The following is a 15,687-nucleotide window of genomic DNA, read 5'->3' on the forward strand; positions in this document are numbered from 1 at the left end:
CGCGCGGTCGACTATCGGACAATCAGGCGGTGGCTCGACCGTAGATGGGGCTCACGGCCTGCTCGGCCTCGTGGTCCGGACCGAGCGGGATGCCCGTACGATCACGCAGCAGGAGAGTGGCAATGAGACCGATGAGCGTCATTCCCGCGAGATACAGGGTGACCGACCACGTTGTCCCCGTGGCCTGCACGAGAGCGGTGGCGATCGTTGGCGCGAAGGCGCCACCGATGATCGCACCGAGGGCGTAAGAGATAGATACCCCCGAGAACCGCACGGATGCCGGGAAGAGCTCCGAGTACAGAGCCGCCTGCGGGCCGTAGGTGAAGCCGAGCCCAACGGTGAGAATCGCCAGCGCGAGGAACAGCGGCACGATCTGGCCGGTGTTTACGAGGGGGAACAGGGTGAAGACGCCGCCGAGCTGCAGGATCCAGCCAAGGATGTAGGTGTTGCGTCGGCCAAATTTGTCTGACAGCCACCCTGCGAACCATGTCGATGCCAGCCACACGACGGCGGATCCGGCGACTGCCCACAGCACGGGTCCGCGCTCGATTCCGACCGGGCCGTCGGGGTTGGTGGCGTAATTCTGGATGTAACCACCGGTGGTCATGTAGCCGACCGCGTTGTTTCCGGCGAAGACGAGGGCGGCGATGAGTACGAGAAGCGAGTGCTTCTTGAAGAGTTGCACAATCGGCGTCTTCGTCTTTTCCTTTCGGGCTGCGATCTCCAGGAACACGGGGCTCTCTTCCACCCGGCGACGAACCCAGTAGCCGATGGCGATCAGTACCACGCTGAGCAGGAAGGGCACGCGCCAGCCCCACTCGATGAACGCATCGCCCGGAGCGATGATCGACATGAGGGCGAGAGCGCCCGAGGCCATGAGAAGTCCGATCGGCACGCCGATCTGCGGTGATGCGCCGAAAAGTCCCCGGCGTTCGGGCGTCGCGTGTTCGACGGCCATCAGAACGGCGCCGCCCCATTCGCCGCCGGCCGAAATGCCCTGCAGGATCCGCAGGAACACCAGCAGGATCGGGGCAAGCACGCCGATCTGGGAGTACGTGGGCAGCAGGCCGACGAGGGCGGTAGCCGAGCCCATCAGGACCAGGGTGCTGACGAGGATGATCCGACGTCCAAAGATGTCGCCCAGGTGTCCGGCCAGGAACGCGCCGAGGGGGCGGAACAGGAAGCTGACACCCACAGTCGCGAACGACAGCAGGATCGCCAGCTGCGCCCCCGCGGGCTCGAAGAAGAGCTGGCTGAAGACCAGGCCGGCAGCGAAGGCGTAGATGAAGAAGTCGTACCATTCGACCGAAGTTCCGATCACGGTCGCGAAGACGACCCGTCGTCGATCGAGCGGAGTGGCGATACGTCCGGGGGTCGTCGGCTCCGTGCGGTTCAGTGGAGATGTGGACATTGAGAATGACTCCCTCGTCATAATGTCGTTTGGCACAATTGCCGCGCTTGTTCTATATTCGAACAGGCAGTTCTACTATTGGCCTGAATCGTATACGAAGCAATTGTGGCGCACAAGGCCGCGTTCCGCGCAGGACGAAGAACTAAGGAGCAAGGGCAATCACCGACACGCCAGTGGCACCCGCCTCGCAGACGCTCAGCCGCGGAATCCGCATCCTCGAAATCCTTGCCGACTCCAGCGGCCCGCTCTCGATCGCGCAGATCGCAGACGCGCTTGCAGTGCACCGATCGATCGCCTATCGGCTTCTGCAGACGCTCGAAGTCCACCGGCTCGTCACCCGCGACGGCTCGGGCCTGGTGTCACTCGGAGCGCGCATGGCTGCGCTCGCGGCCGGTGTCGCGCACGACCTTCAGGCCGAGGCCCTCCCGGAGCTCACCACCATCGCGAACCAGCTCGGGATGACCAGTTTCGTCGTTGTTCTCGACCACGACGAGTGCGTGACGCTGACCAGCATTGAGCCTCGACATGCCGTGGCATCGGTCGCGCAGCGGCCGGGCACGCGGCATCCCGTTCACGTCGGCGCCCCCGGCAAGGCGATCCTCTCCGTTCTTCCCCATGCTCGCTGGCCCGAGTCTGCTTCGCCTCAGCTGCATTCGGAACTCGTGGATGCTGCGGCGCAGGGTTTTGCGACGAGCCACGACGAGGTCATCCCCAGCCTTCGGTCGGTAGCAGTTCCGATCACCCTGCGTGGACGCAATCCCGCGGCCCTGGCGGTCGTGTACGTCGCAAGTGAGCACGCTCCGGACGAGATCGCCCGCGTACTCGCCACGTCGGCGGCACGGATTCAGCAGGCCCTCGGCTAGCGAGACGCCGCGTTGTCCCGCGTTGTCCCGCGTGGGGGAGTGGGTTTTTGAACGATCATTGCGCAACCCCGGATAGATCGTATACGATCTTCACCACCACTCAGGTAGGGAAGCCCATGACCGACATCACCGCAGACGCCGAGACAACTCCGGATGCCGCTGACCCACGGTTCCGCGCGCTCGCTGGCCGCCCGGGCAAGATCATCGCCATCCACCTCAGCTACGACTCGCGCGCACAGCAGCGTGGTCGGCGCCCGAACGACCCGTCGTACTTCTTCAAACCCTCCAGCTCGGTCGCCGCATCCGGCTCGGAAATCGAGCGCCCGCATGGCACGGAACTGCTCGCCTTCGAGGGCGAGATCGCACTCGTGATCGGCGCGGCGGCGAGACGAGTATCCGTCGCGGACGCCTGGTCGCACGTGGCGGCGGTCACCGCGTCCAACGACTTCGGGCTCTACGACCTGCGAGCCAACGACAAAGGGTCAAACGTGCGATCGAAGGGTGGAGACGGCTTCACGCCCATCGGTCCGGCCCTCATTGAGGCGAGCTCGATCGACCCCTCGGCCCTCAGAGTCCGCACCTGGGTGAACGGCGAACTGGTTCAGGATGACACCACCGCCGGGCTCATCTTCTCGCTTCCCCGGCTGGTCGCCGACCTCTCGCAGCATTTCACTCTCGAGACCGGAGATGTGATCCTCACCGGAACTCCGGCCGGATCATCCGTCGTGACCCCCGGCGATGTCGTCGAAGTGGAGGTCGACGCACCTGATGCTCCTGGCGCCCCGACGTCTGGCCGGCTGGTGACCACGGTATCTCAGGGAACCGCGCCATTCGATCCCCAGCTCGGCTCGATGCCGGCGGTCGACGACACCCAACGCGCCGAGGCCTGGGGCTCTGCCGAGCTGGCGGGGCTGCCCTCCGCCGAGGCCGGAGGCACGCTCGGAGACGAACTTCGCCGAAAGCTGGCGGCCGTGCCGGTGGCCGCGCTCTCCGGCCAGCTGCGCAAACGCGGGCTCAATAACGTCACCATCGACGGGGTGCGTCCGATGCATCCCGGGGTCAAGATCGTCGGCACCGCGAAGACGCTTCGATTCGTGCCCAACCGCGAAGACCTGTTTGGCACTCATGGCGGCGGTTACAACGCGCAGAAGCGGGTGTTCGATACGGTCCGCGCCGGCGAGATCATCGTCATTGAAGCTCGGGGCGATGCCAGTTCCGGCACCCTCGGCGACATCCTCGCCATTCGTGCTCATGCGCGCAACGCGGCAGCAATCGTGACCGATGGCGGCGTGCGTGACTACGACGCCGTCGGAGCTGTCGGCATCCCCGTGTACTCGAACGGTGCCCACCCTGCAGTTCTGGGTCGCCGGCATGTGCCCTGGGAAGGCGACGTGACCATTGGATGCGGCGGCACCACCGTGCAGCCCGGTGACATCATCGTCGGCGACAACGACGGGGTGATCGTGATCCCGCCAGGGCTCGTTGAAGAGGTGGTGGATGCCGCACTCGCCCAGGAGGACGAGGACGCCTGGGTTGCCGGGCAGGTCGCAGCGGGACATCCGATCGAGGGGCTCTTTCCCATGAACGCCGAATGGCGAGCACGCTTCGACGCCGAACGGAGTGGACGATGACCAGCGAGGTAACCACCCCCACGGAGCCGGGCCAGACTGCGCAGAGCAAGTCGCAGCGCGCACACGAGTGGATCAAAGAGCGCATTGCGGCGGGAGATTTAGCCCCCGGCCACCGGCTGGTGCTCGGTTCCATTGCGGCCGAACTCGATATGAGTGTCGTGCCGGTCCGCGAGGCGATCCGTCAGCTCGAAGCGGCGGGACTGGTCACCTTCGAGCGCAATGTCGGCGCGCATGTCGCGATGGTGGATGACGCTCAATACCGCTTCAGCATGCAGTCACTCAGCATCCTCGAGGGGGCGGCAACCGCGCTGGCAGCGCGGGCGCTGACGACGGAAGATCTTCGCGCAGCGCGAGACATCAACGACGAGATGATCAAGCAACTCGACGACTTCGATCCCCGAGCTTTCACCACGCTGAACCAGCAATTCCACGCAATTCTGTTCGCCCGCTGCGCGAATCCCCGCATGCTCGAACTCGTCAACGCGGAATGGGCCCGGCTCGGACATCTCCGTGAGTCGACCTTCAGCTTCGTTCCGGGGCGTGCGGCCGAATCCGTGCGCGAGCACGAGGAGATCCTCGCGTGCATCGCCTCCGGTGAACCGCTCGGAGCGATCGAGCAGATCGCCCGACGCCACCGCGCGGCAACCCTCGACGCATACATGATTCACGAACATCCGGATGCGGCGCTCAACATGCCCGCGTTCTGAACGACGTGTCACCCCGCGACCACAACCTGACCCCGACGAACCCGGAGGTTCACATGACCGACACCAGCACCGCGGCACGCTACGTTCCCGCCGACCTTCCTGACCGCATCCAGCACTACATCGACGGCGAGTTCGTCGACTCGACCGACGGCGACACGTTCGATGTGCTCGACCCGGTATCGAACGAGACCTACCTGAAGGCCGCTGCCGGCAAGAAGGCCGACATCGACCTCGCGGTTGCTGCCGCCACCCGTGCTTTCACCGACGGACCATGGCCCCGGATGCTGCCGCGTGAGCGATCCCGCATCCTTCACAACATCGCGAACATCGTCGAATCCAGAGACGCACGGCTCGCGGAACTCGAGAGCTTCGATTCGGGACTGCCGATCACCCAGGCGCTCGGCCAGGCCCGACGGGCCGCCGAGAACTTTCGCTTCTTCGCTGATCTGATCGTCGCCCAGTCGGACGACACCTATAAGGTGCCCGGACGCCAGATCAACTACGTCAACCGCAAGCCGATCGGCGTGGCCGGGCTGATCACTCCCTGGAACACCCCCTTCATGCTCGAGTCGTGGAAGCTGGCCCCGGCGCTCGCAACCGGCAACACTGTCGTGCTCAAGCCAGCCGAGTTCACTCCGCTCTCAGCCTCACTGTGGGCGGGAATTTTCGAGGAGGCCGGCCTGCCCAAGGGCGTCTTCAACCTCGTCAACGGGCTCGGTGAGGATGCCGGCGACGCCCTCGTGAAGCATCCCGGCGTTCCGCTGATCTCGTTCACCGGAGAAAGCAGCACCGGCCAGCTGATCTTCGGCAATGCCGCGCCCTTCCTCAAAGGACTGTCGATGGAGCTGGGCGGCAAGTCGCCCGCAATCGTCTTCGCCGACGCGGACCTCGACGCGGCGATCGACGCGACGATCTTCGGCGTCTTCTCGCTCAATGGCGAGCGGTGCACCGCGGGCAGCCGGATCCTCGTCGAACGGTCGATCTACGACGACTTCGTCGAGCGCTATGCGGCGCAGGCCAAGCGCGTCATCGTCGGCTACCCGCACGACCCTCGCACCGAGGTGGGAGCGCTCGTGCATCCCGAACATTACGACAAGGTGATGAGCTACATCGAGATCGGCAAAACCGAGGGCCGACTCGTGGCCGGAGGGGGCCGCGCAGACGGATTCGATGCCGGCAACTTCGTGCAGCCGACGGTGTTCGCCGACGTCGCGCCGGACGCCCGGATCTTCCAGGAGGAGATCTTCGGCCCGGTGGTCGCCATCACACCGTTCGACAGCGACGAGGAAGCTTTGGCGCTCGCGAATGGCGTGAAATACGGCCTCGCTGCCTACCTCTGGACGAATGACCTGACGCGCGCGCACAACTTTTCGCAGGCGATCGAGGCGGGGATGGTCTGGCTCAACTCCAACAACGTTCGCGACCTGCGCACCCCGTTCGGCGGCGTGAAGGCTTCGGGCCTCGGGCACGAGGGCGGCTACCGGTCCATCGACTTCTACACCGACCAGCAGGCGGTGCACATCACTTTGGGCGCTGTGCACAACCCCACCTTCGGCAAATCCGAGACGGTCGAGCCCTCACTCGATAACCCAGACCCCCGCTAACCGCCATCACCTCTCAACACGCAAGGACGCTGACATGAGTACCCCCATCCCCACGCCACAATCACCCGCCCCAGACATCCTGCGCTGCGCGTACATGGAGCTGGTCGTCACCGACCTCGCCGCATCACGCGAGTTCTACGTCGACGTGCTCGACCTGACCGTCACCGAGGAGGACGAGAACACCGTCTACCTGCGGTCGATGGAGGAGTTCATCCACCACAACTTGGTGTTGCGTCAGGGCCCGGTTGCTGCGGTCGCCGCGTTCTCATACCGCGTGCGGGCCCCCGAAGATCTCGACAAGGCTGTTGCCTTCTATGAGGAACTCGGATGCCGCGTCGAGCGCCGCGCCGACGGCTTCACGAAAGGCATCGGCGACTCGGTGCGCGTCGAAGATCCCCTCGGCTTCCCGTACGAGTTCTTCCACGATGTCGAGCATGTCGAGCGCCTCGCGTGGCGCTACGACCTCTACACGCCAGGTTCGCTGGTTCGACTCGACCACTTCAACCAGGTAACCCCCGATGTTCCCCGCGCGGTGAAGTACATGGAGGATCTCGGATTCCGCGTAACCGAAGACATTCAGGATGAGGCGGGCACGACGTACGCGGCCTGGATGCGCCGCAAGTCCACGGTTCACGACACCGCGATGACCGGGGGAGCCGGCCCGCGGATGCACCACGTCGCGTTCTCCACCCACGAGAAGCACAACATCCTCGCGATCTGCGACAAGCTCGGCGCGCTGCGTCGATCGGATGCGATCGAGCGCGGCCCCGGTCGTCACGGTGTCTCGAATGCCTTCTACCTTTACCTGCGGGATCCCGACGGCCACCGCGTCGAGATCTACACACAGGACTACTACACGGGTGACCCCGACAACCCGGTGGTCACGTGGGACGTGCACGACAACCAGCGGCGCGACTGGTGGGGAAACCCCGTGGTGCCCAGCTGGTACCGCGACGCGTCGCCCGTGCTCGACCTCGACGGAAACCCGCAGCCGATCATCGAGCGCACCGATCCGTCCGAGATCGATGTGACCATCGGCGCCGACGGGTTCTCGTACACCCGCAAGGACGACGACCAGCCCATGCCCGACTACAAGCAGGGCGAGTACAAGCTCGGAAACCAGCTCTGATGCTACCCACCGGCACCATCACCGCCATCGCCGACGAGCTGGCCGAGGCCGAGAAGAACCGATCCATGGTTCCGCTGCTCTCCGCGCGACATGCAGGCATGACCGTCGAGGACTCATACGCGGTGCAGAACGAGTGGCGCCGACGCTCGATCGAATCAGGCCGTCGGCCTGTTGGCCGCAAGATCGGGCTGACCAGCAAGGTCATGCAGGTCGCGACCGGCATCTCAGAACCCGACTACGGGATGATCTTCGCCGATCAGGTGTACGAAAACGGGTCGGTCATCGAGCATGCGCGATTTTCCAACGTGCGAGTGGAGGTCGAACTCGCCTTTGTGCTCGCCGAGCCGCTGGAAGGCCCGAATGTCACTATCTTCGACGTGCTGCGTGCGACGGAATACGTGGTTCCGGCACTTGAGATCCTCAGCTCGCGCATCGAGATGGAGGGTCGCACGATCGTCGACACGATCAGCGACAATGCTGCCCTGGGTGGGATGGTCTACGGCGGAAATCCTGTGAAGGTGGGAGAGGTCGACCTGAGATGGGTTTCGGCCTTGCTCTACCGCAACGAGGTGATCGAGGAATCCGGGGTGGCCGCCGCCGTGCTCAACCACCCCGCGGCCGGTGTCGGGTGGCTCGCCAACAAGCTCGCCCAGCACGGCGATCGACTCGAAGCGGGCGAAATCGTGCTCGCAGGTTCCTTCACGCGCCCGATGTGGGTGCATCCTGGCGACACAGTGTTTGCCGACTATCGAGAGCTGGGGACCATCACATGCCGCTTCGTCTAGCTGACACCTTTCGCGATCGGCTGCAGCAGGCATCCAGACCCCTCGCGGGCATGTGGGTGTGTTCGGGCAGTCCGCTCGTGGCCGAGATCTGTGCGGGCGGGGGACTGGACTGGCTCCTCATCGACATGGAGCACTCCGCGAACTCGCTGGAATCGACCCTCGTTCAGCTCCAGGCGGTTGCCGCCTACCCGTCCACACCGGTCGTGCGGGTTCCCACCGCAGACGTCGTCATCATCAAGCAGATTCTCGATATCGGCGCCCAGAACCTTCTCGTGCCGATGGTGTCGTCCGCCGAGCAGGCGCGCGCCGTCGTCGAAGCCGTGCGCTACCCGCCCCGCGGACTGCGAGGGGTGGGCAGTGCGCTGTCCCGGTCGGCACGCTGGAACCGCGTCGACGACTACCTGGCATCCGCCGATACTCATGTCTCGTTGACCGTGCAGATCGAGACTGCGGCCGCCGTGGAGGCTGCCGCCGAGATCGCGGCTGTCGACGGCATCGACGCAATATTCGTCGGACCATCCGACCTCGCGGCATCCATGGGCCTGCTCGGGCAGCAGTCGCATCCGGATGTCATCGCCGCCGTTGTGCGCACCTTCGAGGCCGCGCACGCCGCCGGCGTCCCGGTCGGCGTGAACGCCTTCGATCCCGCCGTGGCGCAGACCTATGTCGACGCCAACGCCGACTTCATCGCCGTCGGAGCAGACGTATCCCTCCTGGCGCGGGGATCCGAGGCCTTCGCGCAGCGCTGGTCACCGGCAGCCGACGGCTCCGAACGGGCCTCGTACTAAAGTCGCGCATTCCCGTTCATTGCGGAAGTGCCTGAGCCGGATGCCCGTACGATGACAGTGAGCGAGGAGGCTCCGTGCCCAATTTCACTGTGATTCGCGATCATCAGACCTTCACTGATGCCCAGGGCGTTACCGTCCACTATTACGTGTGGAAGTCGGCCACGCCCAAGGGAGTGGTGCAGCTCGCGCACGGCATTGGCGAGCACGCGCTGCGCTACGAATACCTCGCCCAGGCTCTCGTCACCGCCGGGTACACGGTCTACGCCGACGACCATCGCGGCCACGGCGCGACCGGCATGCAGCAGTACAACAACGACGTCTCCCGCCTCGGGCGCCTCGGGGTCGGCGGCCTCCGTGCCACGATCGAGGGCGTGCGCCAGCTCTCCGGCATCGCGCGCGGCGAAAACCCGGACATCCCGCTGGTTCTGCTCGGGCACTCCTGGGGCTCGCTCATGGTGCAGAAGATCTTCAACGAGCACTCGGCCGAATACGACGCGGTGGTACTCACCGGCACGGCACACCGCTCGCCCAGGTTCATGAACGGCGGCGATCTGGCCGCGAAGCACCGTCACCTCGGCCCGACCGGATACGACTGGCTTTCGCGCGATCCTGCAATCCTGCAGGCCTTCGTGGATGACCCGCTCACGTTCGACGCGAAGGTGCTCAAGTTATTCGGGGTCGCCGACGGATTGCGGCTCTACGGCAGCCCGGCGAAGAACCTCGAGCGCGACATCCCGCTGCTCATCATGATCGGAAGCGACGACTCGCTCGGAGGTGAGAGGAGCGTCGAGAAGCTCGCTGAGGCCTATCACCGCCGCTCGCAGCTCACCGATGTGATGGCTGTCATCTACCCGGATGCGCGCCACGAGGTGTTCAACGAGATCAACCGGGACGAGGTCATCCACGACCTGATCGTCTGGCTCGACGCACGCCTGCACACCGCAACCCCGCCGCCGCCCGCGGGTTAGCCTTGCTTGGTACGTTTCGAGAGGCGGTCACTGATGCACGGTGAGTTCAAGGTTCCAGGGGGAAAGCTCGTCGTCGTTGACCTCGAGGTCGTCGACGGCAAGATCGCGGAATTCCGTCTCGCGGGTGACTTCTTCCTCGAGCCGGACAGCGCGCTCGACTCGATCAACTCGGCCGTCAACGGCATGCCGGCAAACGCCGAGGCCGCGGCCTTCGCGAAGTCGATCGCCGCAGCGCTACCCGAGGGGGCGCTGCTCCTCGGGTTCTCGCCAGAAGCTGTCGCGACCACCATTCGCCGGGCACTGCAGAAGGCGACGGGATGGCGCGACTACGAATGGCAGGTCATCCAGGGCCCCGCCATCGCCCCGGTGCTGCAGATGGCGCTCGATCAGGTGCTCTCCGAGGAGGTCGGTGCCGGCATCCGGAAGCCCACCCTGCGTATCTGGGAATGGGACAGGCCGGCCGTGGTGCTCGGCAGCTTCCAGTCTGTGAAGAACGAGGTCGATGAGGCCAACGCCGCGAAGCACGGTTTCGAGATCGTGCGCCGCATCTCGGGCGGAGGCGCGATGTTCATGGAGGCCGGCTCGGTCATCACCTATTCGATCTACGCTCCCTCAGAGCTGGTGCAGGGCATGAGCTTCGCCGATTCGTACGCGTTCCTCGACGAGTGGGTCATTGTCGCTCTGAAGTCGCTCGGCATCGATGCGTCGTACGTTCCCCTCAACGACATCACGAGTCCCACGGGCAAGATCGGTGGAGCCGCGCAAAAGCGGCTCGGCAGTGGTGCAGTGCTGCACCACGTCACCATGAGCTACGACATGGACGGCGACAAGATGGTCGAGGTGCTGCGCATCGGGCGCGAGAAGATGAGCGACAAGGGCACCAAGAGCGCCAACAAGCGCGTCGACCCCTTGCGCAGCCAGACCGGCCTGAGTCGCGCCGAGATCATTGACAGGATGACGGCCACCTTCACCGGACTGTACGGTGCGACCGCGAGCGAGATCACACCGGACGAGCTGGCGAAAGCCGAGCAGCTGGTCGCCGAGAAGTTCGGCACCGAGGACTGGCTGCGGCGGGTTCCGTGAGGCCCGCAAGCAAGCAGGTCACCCTGAGCGTGCTGCGCCGCGAGCAGCTGAGCCCACATCTCGTACGAATCGTTGCCGGCGGTGACGGATTCGACGACGTCGAGCCGAACGACTTCTCAGACAGATACGTGAAGATCTTCTTCGCGCCGGATGGCGTGCCGGTGACCCGCACCTATACCGTGCGTGCCGTCGACCCCGTCGCCCGCACCCTGAGCATCGACTTCGTGGTGCATGGCGACTACGGGATCGCTGGCCCATGGGCAGACCGGGCTCGGCCCGGCGACCTCATAACCATCACGACGCCCGGCGGGGGCGGCTACTCGCCAGACCCCGCTGCCGACTGGCACCTCTTCGTCGGCGACCAGTCCGCGCTGCCGGCGATCGCCGCGTCACTCGAGGTGCTCGCATCCACGGCGGTTGGCCTGGCCTTCATCGAGGTCGCCAGCCCCGACGAAATTCTTGAGCTGGATGCGCCAGCCGGCGTCGCCGTGCGGTGGCTTGTATCCGGCACCGGGGTTGTCGGGGCATCCACCGCTCTCGCTGACGCCGTGGCCGCCGCCCAGTGGCCCGACGGCCGCGCGGAGATCTTCGCCCACGGTGAGCGCTCGGCCATGAAAGCACTGCGAGATCTGTTCCGCGACCGGGGAATCACCCGCGACCAGTTGTCGCTCTCCGGATACTGGGCCTTCGGCCGCACCGAAGATCGTTTCCAGGCCGAGAAGCGCGAGCCCATCGGCGTGATCGCGCCCGTCTCGGAGTAGACCCGCCCGCGCGAGACCTCCCCGCGCCGAGACCTCCACTTTTGCTGCCTCTGGCGCCGCAGACCCAGCAGAAGTGGAGGTCTCGATGACGCAGCCGCGCAACTCGCCGCGGCCGCGATCGTGAGCGCTACAGGCGAACGATCGCCTTGCCGGTGTTGGCGCCGTTCATCATTCCGGTGAACGCGTCGAACGCGCTGTCGATTCCCTCGGAGATGGTCTCGTCGTAGGCGATCTTGCCGTCGCCGAGCCAGCCGCGCATGGCCTCGCCAAACTGCGGGGCGAACTGGAAGTAATTGCCCATGGTGAAGCCCTTGAGGGTGAGGCCGCGGGTGACGATGTTCGACATGTTGCGCACCCCGATGTCGCCGTTGGCGTTGTAGAGCGAGATCGCGCCGCAGATCGCTGCGCGTCCTCCGTCGTTGAAGGCGCCCAGAGCTGCGGTGAGGTGGTCACCGCCGACGTTGTCGAAGTACACATCGATGCCATCGGGGGCGGCCGAGGCCAGCTGCTCCGAGAGGTCGCCGTCGCGGTAGTTGAAGGCCGCGTCGTAGCCGTACTTCTCGGTGAGAGTCGTGACCTTTTCTGCGGTTCCGGCGCTGCCGATGACGCGGGATGCGCCCAGCAGTCTCGCGATCTGTCCCACCATCGTGCCGACTCCGCCGGCCGCGCCTGACACGAAGACGGTGTCGCCTTCCTTGATGCCGGCGATCTGGGTCAGTCCGACCCAGGCCGTGATTCCGGTGATGCCCAATACGCTGAGGAACAGCGAGGGTGACACTCCGGGGATGCTCGGCAGGGGTCGGAACTGCGCCGCTGGCCCCTGTGCGATGTCACGCCAGCCGAGCTGGTGCTGCACGAGCGTGCCGATGGGCAGCGAGTCATCCTGTGACTCGATGACTTCGCCGACCGCGGCGCCCTCCATGGTCTCGTTGAGAGCAAACGGCGCGACGTACGAGCGGCCCTCGTTCATGCGGCCGCGCATGTATGGGTCGACCGAGAAGTAGGTGTTGCGCACGCGAACCTCGCCGGCGCTGAGGTCAGGCAGCTCCACCTCGACCTTGGCAACGTTGTCGGCGGTCGGCTCGCCCTTGGGGCGGGAGACGAGTTGCCATTGGGTGCTGGTGCTGGTGTTCGTGCTGATTGTGGTGGTCAAGACTGTGCTCCTTTATCAAACCGTTTGGTTCGATCGTATGCTTCCCTGTAGCCTTAGTCAAACCAGTCGGTACGGTAAGGGAGGTGGCGCGGCATGGAACCCACAGCACCGCGCGATCAGCTTCGCGGTCGCGAAACGAAGCAGCGGGTGATCGAGGCAGCGACGGCGGAGTTTGCCGAATATGGTGTCGCCGGCGCCCGGATCAACCGCATCGCAGACACCGCGAGAGCCAGCAAGGAACGCATCTACGCGTGGTTCGGAGACAAAGACTCCCTCTTCGGGCACGTGATGCAGCAGGGCCTCGACCGCCTCGCCGACGCCGTCCCCATCGAGGTCGACCTCGTCGAGTACACCGTGATGCTCCACGACTACTTCGCGCGCGACGAGAGCGTGCAGCGGATCGCGACGTGGGCGTGGCTACACGACACGGCCACCGCGGGTGCCTTCTCGAGCGACCGAACGCTCGGGTACCTCCACAAGCTCGACGTCATTCGGGATGCACAGCAACGCGGGCTCGCCGATCAGAGCTGGCGACCGGAGGAGCTGCTCGCCATTCTGCTTGCCGTGGCCACGAACTGGAATCGTGCGCCAGCCGAATTGCGCACCATCGATCCAGCAGGCTTTGACGCAGACCGTGAGGCCCAGCGCGCATCGGTGCGGCAGGCGGCACGCCGGATCGTCGGCCCCTGATCCGCGCATCGCCTAGCGTGGAGTGATGGATGCGTGCGCGAAGCTGGTGAGGGTTGTCGAGCTGATTGCCATCGAGACGAGCGACCCCCGCCGGGCACTTGTTGCGCTGGGAACTGCCGCGGCGGGCATCCGCACGGGACCGCTCGCACTCATCGACCTCGCACGCGGCGGCCGCAATCACTTCCCCGGGCGAGGGATGGCCAGCGAATTCGATGACGACTCCGACGGCCAGGCTCGCCATTTCGCCGGCATCGCGACCTCGGCAGCGCGGGTAGGACCCACGCTCACCCGGTGGCTGTCGATCGTGGTGGGGCGCGATGCCCCGTCATCGCCCGACGGCAAGTTAACCGACCTCGCCGTGGAGTTTGCGCGCGCACTGTTGAGAGGTGACCTGGCAACGGCCGACGCGGCCGACTGGCTCCGCGAACGACTATGTAACTGACCCGGCACGAGCCGCTCCACCGTAAGCTGTGATGGTGGAGCCCTGGATCGTCATACTCATCATCGTTGGCGTCGGTGTCGTTTTCTACATCGCACAGCATGTCGGACTCATCGATCTCACCGACAAAAGCAAGTCGCCGGGTGGCAGTGGCGGTGGCATCGCCGGAATCGGTGACGAGGTGTTCAACCCCACTCGTCACGAGGCCCAGATCGAGATGGATCGCCAGTCGATCCTGCCAGCGCCCGCTCCGCTACCGGGGGATGGCGATTTCGGCATCTACGACGGCCAGCTCAAAATCGACCTCTCGCAGCGCGGCAAGCACTACAAGGACGACGACGAGGGCCCCGCGGCTAGCGACTGAGCAGGTCTTCGTACTCCGGATGCTTCGAGATCCAGTCAGCGGTGAACGGGCAACTCGGAACGACGCGGTAGTCGGTATCTGCCCGGATCAGGTTGAGTGCTCCGCGCACCAGCTCCCCAGCGAGACCTTTGCCGCGCTGCGACGGATCGATCTCGGTGTGGGTTATCACGATCGAGTTGTCCTGAATCCGGTAGTCAGACTCGCCCACGCTGGCGCCGTCCAGGAGCAGTTCGAAACGGTTCATGTTCGTGTCCTGCTGCACCTCGGTGGTCATGCTTCAAGCCTACGCGCTGTCGCGGATGACCATTCTCGTCGGCATGATGCACTCGCGCTCCGTGGGCTCCCCGCGCAACAGGGACAGCATCATCCTGGCCATTTCGACACCCATCTCGAGTGAGGGCTGATGCACAGTGGTGATGCCGATGTTGCCGCCGGTGGCCGCCGAGCTGTCGTCGAACCCGACGATTGCCACGTCTCCGGGCACGGCCAGCCCTCGATCGCGCAGTACCGCGATCGCCCCTGTTGCCATGAGGTCGCTCGCGACGAATACCGCGTCGATGTCGGGTGCCTCGTCGAGCAACTCCCTCATCGCGGATGCGCCACTCGCTACCGTGAAATCTCCCTGGGCGCGAAGATCGTCGCTCATCCCGGCGTCGCGCAGGGCGCGACTCCAGCCCTCGGACCGGTCGAGCGCGGCCTGCATGTTGGCCGGTCCGGCGATCGTCGCGATGCGTTTGCGACCCAGCCCGACGAGGTAGTTCGTCGCCATCGCGGCACCGGCCGCGTTGTCAACATCCACGTAGTTGTTGGTGTGCAGTTCCGGATAGTAGGGCCGGCCGCCGAACACGACGGGGAGGGTGGCATCCAGCGTCGTAAAGAAGTCATCGCCCGAATGGTGCGACACGACGATCGCACCATCGACGTTGCCGCCGAGCAGGTAGCGGATGGTTTTGGCAGACGGGCTTGAGGCGCTCGCGAGCTGCAGGTTGAGAACGTAGTCGCTCTCCTCAAGACCCTGTGCGATTCCCTGCACGATCTGGGCGAAGAAGGGGTCGCCGAAGAATCTGGTCGTATCCTCCGGCACCACGAGCGCGATAGCCATCGTTTGGCTGTTCGCGAGGGATCGCGCCGCGCGGTTCGGGATGTAGTTGAGGTGGGCGATGGCCGCGTTGACGGCGGTGACCACATCCGGTCGCACCTGGCTCGACCCGTTGACGACCCGCGACACCGTCGAGCGAGACACCCCGGCCTCGGTCGCGACGGCCTCCAGCGTTGGCGCACTGCGTCTGCCGGGTTGTTCGAGCGTCATGG

General features: G+C 65.3%; 17 protein-coding genes. 13 read left to right on the plus strand and 4 right to left on the minus strand.

Annotated features, from left to right (window positions below; all coding sequences use genetic code 11):
- Positions 1-22: 22 nt before the first annotated feature.
- Positions 23-1,411 (minus strand): MFS transporter, encoded by a 1,389-nt coding sequence (locus tag QMG83_RS13685; protein WP_283505971.1) that lies wholly within the window; start codon positions 1,409-1,411, stop codon positions 23-25.
- Positions 1,412-1,584: 173 nt separating this feature from the next.
- Between QMG83_RS13685 and QMG83_RS13690 the strand changes: the two genes are divergently transcribed.
- The 10 genes from QMG83_RS13690 to QMG83_RS13735 all read left to right on the plus strand — a co-directional run bounded on the left by QMG83_RS13690 (position 1,585) and on the right by QMG83_RS13735 (position 11,730).
- On the plus strand, positions 1,585-2,274 hold the full coding sequence (locus QMG83_RS13690; protein ID WP_283505972.1) for an IclR family transcriptional regulator: 690 nt from the start codon (positions 1,585-1,587) through the stop codon (positions 2,272-2,274).
- A 116-nt stretch (positions 2,275-2,390) separates the two neighbouring features.
- Positions 2,391-3,905, plus strand: a complete 1,515-nt coding sequence (locus tag QMG83_RS13695; RefSeq protein WP_283505973.1) for a fumarylacetoacetate hydrolase family protein — start codon at positions 2,391-2,393, stop codon at positions 3,903-3,905.
- A complete protein-coding gene (locus QMG83_RS13700) occupies positions 3,902-4,612 on the plus strand; it encodes a GntR family transcriptional regulator (protein ID WP_283505974.1) in 711 nt (236 codons plus the stop codon). Before QMG83_RS13695 ends, QMG83_RS13700 begins: the two co-directional genes overlap by 4 nt.
- A 53-nt stretch (positions 4,613-4,665) precedes the next feature.
- Positions 4,666-6,216 carry a 5-carboxymethyl-2-hydroxymuconate semialdehyde dehydrogenase gene (gene hpaE, locus QMG83_RS13705; RefSeq protein WP_283505975.1) on the plus strand — a complete coding sequence of 517 codons (1,551 nt, stop codon included), beginning with the start codon at positions 4,666-4,668 and terminating at the stop codon, positions 6,214-6,216.
- A 34-nt stretch (positions 6,217-6,250) separates the two neighbouring features.
- Entirely contained in the window at positions 6,251-7,345 is a 1,095-nt protein-coding gene (gene hpaD, locus QMG83_RS13710; RefSeq protein ID WP_283505976.1) for a 3,4-dihydroxyphenylacetate 2,3-dioxygenase, read from the plus strand.
- Positions 7,345-8,130 (plus strand): fumarylacetoacetate hydrolase family protein, encoded by a 786-nt coding sequence (locus QMG83_RS13715; RefSeq protein ID WP_283505977.1) that lies wholly within the window; start codon positions 7,345-7,347, stop codon positions 8,128-8,130. The genes hpaD and QMG83_RS13715 overlap by 1 nt, the downstream gene beginning before the upstream one ends.
- The gene (locus tag QMG83_RS13720; protein ID WP_283505978.1) at positions 8,115-8,918 is read left to right on the plus strand and encodes an HpcH/HpaI aldolase family protein; all 804 of its coding nucleotides are present in this window, start codon (positions 8,115-8,117) and stop codon (positions 8,916-8,918) included. The genes QMG83_RS13715 and QMG83_RS13720 overlap by 16 nt, the downstream gene beginning before the upstream one ends.
- Positions 8,919-8,992: 74 nt before the next feature.
- Positions 8,993-9,886 carry an alpha/beta hydrolase gene (locus QMG83_RS13725; protein WP_283505979.1) on the plus strand — a complete coding sequence of 298 codons (894 nt, stop codon included), beginning with the start codon at positions 8,993-8,995 and terminating at the stop codon, positions 9,884-9,886.
- A 33-nt stretch (positions 9,887-9,919) separates the two neighbouring features.
- Positions 9,920-10,969, plus strand: coding sequence for a lipoate-protein ligase LplAB (gene lplAB / locus QMG83_RS13730; protein WP_283505980.1), 1,050 nt, complete (start codon positions 9,920-9,922; stop codon positions 10,967-10,969).
- Positions 10,966-11,730 (plus strand): siderophore-interacting protein, encoded by a 765-nt coding sequence (locus QMG83_RS13735; RefSeq protein WP_283505981.1) that lies wholly within the window; start codon positions 10,966-10,968, stop codon positions 11,728-11,730. The genes lplAB and QMG83_RS13735 overlap by 4 nt, the downstream gene beginning before the upstream one ends.
- A 127-nt stretch (positions 11,731-11,857) precedes the next feature.
- Here the strand turns inward: QMG83_RS13735 and QMG83_RS13740 are convergent, their stop codons facing one another.
- Positions 11,858-12,883 carry an NADP-dependent oxidoreductase gene (locus QMG83_RS13740; protein WP_283505982.1) on the minus strand — a complete coding sequence of 342 codons (1,026 nt, stop codon included), beginning with the start codon at positions 12,881-12,883 and terminating at the stop codon, positions 11,858-11,860.
- A 93-nt stretch (positions 12,884-12,976) separates the two neighbouring features.
- Between QMG83_RS13740 and QMG83_RS13745 the strand changes: the two genes are divergently transcribed.
- The 3 genes from QMG83_RS13745 to QMG83_RS13755 are packed head-to-tail and all read left to right on the plus strand — an operon-like array spanning position 12,977 to position 14,376.
- Positions 12,977-13,573 (plus strand): TetR family transcriptional regulator, encoded by a 597-nt coding sequence (locus tag QMG83_RS13745; protein ID WP_283505983.1) that lies wholly within the window; start codon positions 12,977-12,979, stop codon positions 13,571-13,573.
- A 25-nt stretch (positions 13,574-13,598) separates the two neighbouring features.
- Entirely contained in the window at positions 13,599-14,015 is a 417-nt protein-coding gene (locus QMG83_RS13750) for a hypothetical protein (protein ID WP_283505984.1), read from the plus strand.
- 31 nt (positions 14,016-14,046) lie between these two features.
- Positions 14,047-14,376 (plus strand): hypothetical protein, encoded by a 330-nt coding sequence (locus QMG83_RS13755; protein WP_283505985.1) that lies wholly within the window; start codon positions 14,047-14,049, stop codon positions 14,374-14,376.
- Here QMG83_RS13755 and QMG83_RS13760 read toward each other — a convergent pair.
- Both QMG83_RS13760 and QMG83_RS13765 read right to left on the minus strand, forming a co-directional pair.
- On the minus strand, positions 14,366-14,650 hold the full coding sequence (locus tag QMG83_RS13760; protein ID WP_283505986.1) for a GNAT family N-acetyltransferase: 285 nt from the start codon (positions 14,648-14,650) through the stop codon (positions 14,366-14,368). The genes QMG83_RS13755 and QMG83_RS13760 overlap by 11 nt on opposite strands.
- A gap of 9 nt (positions 14,651-14,659) precedes the next feature.
- Entirely contained in the window at positions 14,660-15,685 is a 1,026-nt protein-coding gene (locus QMG83_RS13765; protein WP_283505987.1) for a LacI family DNA-binding transcriptional regulator, read from the minus strand.
- Positions 15,686-15,687: the final 2 nt, after the last annotated feature.

Origin of the sequence: Salinibacterium sp. G-O1, assembly GCF_030063305.1 — a bacterium.
Lineage (GTDB): Bacteria > Actinomycetota > Actinomycetes > Actinomycetales > Microbacteriaceae > Rhodoglobus.

Coding starts and splice junctions, on each gene's coding strand:
- QMG83_RS13685 (WP_283505971.1), bottom strand. CDS start 1,411: ATGTCCACATCTCCACTGAACCGCACGGAGCCGACGACCCCCGGACGT.
- QMG83_RS13750 (WP_283505984.1), top strand. CDS start 13,599: ATGGATGCGTGCGCGAAGCTGGTGAGGGTTGTCGAGCTGATTGCCATC.
- hpaE (WP_283505975.1), top strand. CDS start 4,666: ATGACCGACACCAGCACCGCGGCACGCTACGTTCCCGCCGACCTTCCT.
- QMG83_RS13745 (WP_283505983.1), top strand. CDS start 12,977: ATGGAACCCACAGCACCGCGCGATCAGCTTCGCGGTCGCGAAACGAAG.
- hpaD (WP_283505976.1), top strand. CDS start 6,251: ATGAGTACCCCCATCCCCACGCCACAATCACCCGCCCCAGACATCCTG.
- QMG83_RS13700 (WP_283505974.1), top strand. CDS start 3,902: ATGACCAGCGAGGTAACCACCCCCACGGAGCCGGGCCAGACTGCGCAG.
- lplAB (WP_283505980.1), top strand. CDS start 9,920: ATGCACGGTGAGTTCAAGGTTCCAGGGGGAAAGCTCGTCGTCGTTGAC.
- QMG83_RS13760 (WP_283505986.1), bottom strand. CDS start 14,650: ATGACCACCGAGGTGCAGCAGGACACGAACATGAACCGTTTCGAACTG.
- QMG83_RS13695 (WP_283505973.1), top strand. CDS start 2,391: ATGACCGACATCACCGCAGACGCCGAGACAACTCCGGATGCCGCTGAC.
- QMG83_RS13765 (WP_283505987.1), bottom strand. CDS start 15,685: ATGACGCTCGAACAACCCGGCAGACGCAGTGCGCCAACGCTGGAGGCC.
- QMG83_RS13720 (WP_283505978.1), top strand. CDS start 8,115: ATGCCGCTTCGTCTAGCTGACACCTTTCGCGATCGGCTGCAGCAGGCA.
- QMG83_RS13715 (WP_283505977.1), top strand. CDS start 7,345: ATGCTACCCACCGGCACCATCACCGCCATCGCCGACGAGCTGGCCGAG.
- QMG83_RS13755 (WP_283505985.1), top strand. CDS start 14,047: ATGGTGGAGCCCTGGATCGTCATACTCATCATCGTTGGCGTCGGTGTC.